The sequence below is a fragment of the Caulobacter sp. D5 genome (genome assembly GCF_003185805.1).
GTDB lineage: Bacteria > Pseudomonadota > Alphaproteobacteria > Caulobacterales > Caulobacteraceae > Caulobacter.
The window spans coordinates 1-4,357 of the sequence record NZ_QHJY01000181.1; the positions used below are offsets into that span (position 1 = coordinate 1).

Consider the following 4,357-nt stretch of genomic DNA (forward strand, 5'->3'; position numbering starts at 1 on the left):
CGCCGATCCAGGCCTGGGCCGACGACGGCGACGCCCACACTGACGACGGCCCCGCCTACCAGCCGCCCGAGCGTCCCTACAAGCCGGTCTCCAAGGCCTCGCGCTCGCCCAAGGACGACCAGGACGAGCTGCCCTTCGACCTCGACGACGAGGACTGACGCCTCCCGCCAGGGTTGCGCGCGGATCCGCTCTGCGTCACCCTGAGCCGTCCCGTTCGGGACCATCGTGGGAGACGCGTCATGATCCGCCTCGCCGTCCTCGCCCTGCCCCTGCTGTTGGCCGCCCCGGCCGTGGCCCAGACCCTGGCGCCGCAGAAGCTGGTGCTGAGCCGCGCCGATCGCGACGGAGACGGCGCGGTCAGCCAGATTGAGGCCGCCGAGCACCTGGCCCTCGTCGACGAACGCGAGCTGCCGACCACCGAGCCGACCAACTGGTATCGCCAGCCCAAGATGCGCGAACTCGGGTCGGGGAGCATCGACGACGGCTTGATGATGAAGCGCCGCTTCGTGCCCGCCAGCGGTTTCGAACTGGAGAACGAGCGTCAGTTCGAAGAGGCCCTGCGCCGACGCAAGAAACGCTAACGCCGTTCGCCCGCGCCCATTTTTTGCCATTGCGGCCAGCACGTAGTTGCGAGTCGATCTCAACACCCGTATGACCCGCGCCCTTATTGCGATTGATACGCACAAGCGTTGAGTACGGGGCGAGTGATGAAGCAAGCGATGTTGGCCACCGCGGCGATGGCCGTTGCGTTGGGCGCGGCCGGACAGGCCTGGAGCCAGGACGAACAGGCCGAGCGCCTTCCCAAGGTCAGCATCGAGGCGACCGCCGCCCAGCCGCCGGCCGCCGCCTACGAGGCGGCCGACCCGGTCGATTCCGGCACCTCCAAGATCACCCGCCGCGCCATCGAGGACCGCACGCCCGGCAACGGCGACGTCATCGAGACCCTGAAGATCCTGCCCTACGCCAATTTCGACGCCGACCAGGGCCTGGCGACACAGGACAGCATCCAGGACCTGCGGCCGGCCAACATCTCGCTCTCGGGCGGCCAGTACTACGACAACTACTTCTCGATCGACGGCGTGGGCGTGAACAGCCGCCTGAACGTGGTCGACCTGTCGAGCAACGCCCAGAACTACAACGAGACGGCCGGCGGCAGCGCCCAGTCGATCTGGCTCGACAGCAACCTGATCGAGAGCCTGACCGTCCGCGACAGCAACATCTCGGCCCAGTACGGCGGCTTCACCGGCGGCATGGTGCAGATCGAGACGCGCCAGCCGGCCCACGTGTTCGGCGGCTCGCTCACCTTCGGCTGCACCAACGACAGCCTGACCTCGTTCAAGATCCCCAACGCCACGCGCGACGCCCTGGGCTCCAGCGTGCCGGCGCACCCGAACTACGAGAAGTGCAAGGTCAATGCGACGGTCGACCTGCCGATCAACGACAAGGTTCGGGTCCTGCTCGGCGCCGGCCGGCAGGAAACCGAGATGACCTACTACCGCGCCGCGGCCTATGGCGGCGAGGCGTTCGGCCTGAAGAGCCGCAGCGACAACGTGCTGGCCAAGGTCGAGGCCGACCTCGCGCCCGACCTCGTGCTGCGCGGCCAGATCGCCTACAGCCCCTACACCAGCGAGAACTCGGCCAACAATTCGCGCAACGCCGTCATGACCCAGAAGGGCGGCGGCCTGACCGGCAAGCTCGAACTGGCCGGCAAGCGCGACGAGGCCGACTGGTCGCTGGCGGCCACCTACGCCAAGGCCCAGAGCGGCCGCAAGGCGCCCGATCCCAACTTCTCCTGGCCCTCGGCTTCCAACTACGCCGACTGGTGCTCCAACACCAACTGCACCGAGGGCAGCTTCGGCGACCTCGACCAGTGGCAGGAAGATATCGGCCTGCAGGCCCGCTGGAGCCAGCCCCTGCTGGGCGGCGAGCTGCGCGTCGGCGCCGACTACGGCCACGTCACGGCCCGCAAGCGCCGCCCCGAGGACAACTACGCCTACAGCCAGGGCACGGTCAGCAGCCTGGTCTCGTGCGCTGCCGGCGACGTGGCCTGCAAGACCGGCGACGTCGTCCTGACCAGCGCCATCTACTATGCGGCCTATGACGCCGAGGCGAGCCTCGACTCCGTCTCGGCCTTCGCCGAATACGAGGTCAGCCGCGGCCCGCTGACCGTGCGCGGCGGCCTGCGCTACGACCACGAGAGCCTGCTCGACAACCACAGCTTCGCCCCGCGCCTGTCGGTGGTCTACGAACTGCCGTGGGAAGTCACCGCCACCGTCGGCGCCAACCGCTACTATTCGCGCGACTTCCTCGGCTACGCGATCAAGTCGCAGTACCCCGGCACCAAGGTCTATCGCCGCACCACCTCGACGGTGAACGGCCAGCTGGTGGCCGGCGACTGGTACCTCTATTCGCACTCGGTGACGGCCGGCGTGGCGGGCACCGGCGTCAAGACGCCCTATTCCGACGAGCTGACCTTCGCCCTGTCCAAGCCGGTGTTCGGCGGCGTGGCGCGGATCAAGGGCGTGGCCCGCGAGGCCCGCGACCAGTTCACCGCCGGCGTGGTCACGGTGCAGAGCTATGTCCGCGAGACCAACAACCAGACCTACACCTACAACACCACGCACCTGGGCAACGAGGGCGAGACCTCGTTCCGCGGCCTGTCGGCCGAATGGAGCCGGGGCTTCGGCCGCCACACCGTCACGCTCAATGGCTCGTGGTCGAAGACCGAGGATAACCTCAGCGACAACTACTACGAGGATCCGTCGGACGAGAGCGAGTACGCCGACGAGCTGATCTACTACAAGGGCGAGGTGCGCAGCCTGCTGGGCGTGATCGCCGAGAACCAGCGCCTGAACTACGCCGCCCCGGGCCTGGTCAACGCCGACTGGAGCGCCGACTGGTGGAGCGGCCGCATCCGCACCAACCTGAACGCCCGCTGGCGCTCGGGCTTCGACCAGATCGAGGAGACGGGTACGTACCAGACCGTCAGCAGCGTGCGCTACGCGGTGTGGGACGTGGTCCGCTACAAGGCCCAGACGACCTTCAACGCCAACATCCAGGCGCTGATCGCCAAGACGGCCTACGGCGAGGCCCGCCTCGACCTGCGGATCACCAACCTGTTCGACGTGACGCCGCAGACGGTGACGGCCTCGACGACCAGCCAGCCCTACAAGCTTGGCCGTTCGTTCTGGGTGGGCATGAGCTACAAGTTCTAACCCATGAAGCGCGCGGCGAATCTCCTGCTCCTGCTGGGAACGGCGGCGGCCCTGATCGGGCTGGCGCCGCTTCCCGACGCGCACGCGGTTCGCCGCGCCGCCTTCTCCGGCAAGCCAGAGACCTGGCCGGCTCCCACCCTGCTGGCCGGGGCCTCGTTCACCCCGTTCGGCGCCCTGCCCGCCCCGGTCGTCCCGGCCGACAATCCGCAGACCCCTGAAAAGGTCGCGCTGGGCCAGAAGCTGTTCGAGGATCCCCGGCTGTCGGGCTCGGGCCAGATCGCCTGCGCCTCGTGCCACAATCCGGAACTGGCGTTCGGCGACGGGGTGAAGACCTCGTTCGGCCACGACCGCCAGCGCGGCCGACGCAACGCCCCGACCCTGACGGTCGTGGCCTGGCGCACGCCGCTGTTCTGGGACGGCCGGGCCGGCAGCCTGGAGACCCAGGCCCTGGGTCCGCTGGTCGACCACAAGGAGATGGCCGCCGACCCGCGCGAGGTCGAGCGCCGGCTGAACGCCGATCCCGACTATCGCAAGGCCTTCTCGCAGACCTTTGGCGGCAAGCGCGTCACCGCCCAGGACGCCGCCAAGGCCCTGGCCGCCTACCAGCGCACCCTCAAGCCGCGCAGCAGCAAGTGGGACCGGGTGCTGAGCCTGGGCGGCCGGGTGCTGAGCGACCAGGAACTGCAAGGCCTGGAGCTGTTCCAGGGCAAGGCCGGCTGCGCCAACTGCCACAACGGCCCGCTGCTGTCGGATGGCAAGTTCCACAACATCGGCCTCAGCTTCTATGGCCGCAAGCTGCAGGACCTGGGCCGCTACGAGGTCAGCGGCGACCCGGCCGACGTGGGGGCCTTCCTGACCCCGTCGCTGCGCGGGATCTCGCGGACCGGCCCCTACATGCACAACGGCATCTTCCCGACGCTGGAGGGAACGGTGAACTTCTACAACGAAGGCGGCGCGCGGCTGCGGCCCAAGCCCGACCAGGTCGGCGACCGCCTGTTCCCGACCACCACGCCGCTGCTGAAGCCGCTGGGCCTGACGCGCGAGGAAAAGGCGGCGCTGGTGGCGTTTCTGGAGACGCTTTGAAGATGCTCCCCCTGAAGGGGGAGCTGTCGCGAAGCGACTGAGGGGGATGTGACTTCGGC

General features: G+C 68.7%; 3 protein-coding genes. All 3 read left to right on the plus strand.

The window, feature by feature from the left end; translation table 11 throughout:
* The first annotated feature begins 239 nt into the window (after positions 1-239).
* The 3 genes from DMC18_RS13035 (at position 240) to DMC18_RS13045 (ending at position 4,298) form a co-directional block, all read left to right on the plus strand.
* Positions 240-581 (plus strand): hypothetical protein, encoded by a 342-nt coding sequence (locus DMC18_RS13035; RefSeq protein WP_110120919.1) that lies wholly within the window; start codon positions 240-242, stop codon positions 579-581.
* Between the two features lie 126 nt (positions 582-707).
* Positions 708-3,215: a TonB-dependent receptor gene (locus DMC18_RS13040; RefSeq protein ID WP_110120920.1), complete on the plus strand. Its 2,508-nt coding sequence runs from the start codon at positions 708-710 to the stop codon at positions 3,213-3,215.
* 3 nt (positions 3,216-3,218) lie between these two features.
* Positions 3,219-4,298 (plus strand): cytochrome c peroxidase, encoded by a 1,080-nt coding sequence (locus DMC18_RS13045; protein ID WP_110120921.1) that lies wholly within the window; start codon positions 3,219-3,221, stop codon positions 4,296-4,298.
* The last annotated feature ends 59 nt before the right edge of the window (positions 4,299-4,357 follow it).

Bases quoted from the DNA above. Each gene is read 5' to 3' on its own strand.
- DMC18_RS13040 (WP_110120920.1), top strand. From the start codon at position 708: ATGAAGCAAGCGATGTTGGCCACCGCGGCGATGGCCGTTGCGTTGGGC.
- DMC18_RS13035 (WP_110120919.1), top strand. From the start codon at position 240: ATGATCCGCCTCGCCGTCCTCGCCCTGCCCCTGCTGTTGGCCGCCCCG.
- DMC18_RS13045 (WP_110120921.1), top strand. From the start codon at position 3,219: ATGAAGCGCGCGGCGAATCTCCTGCTCCTGCTGGGAACGGCGGCGGCC.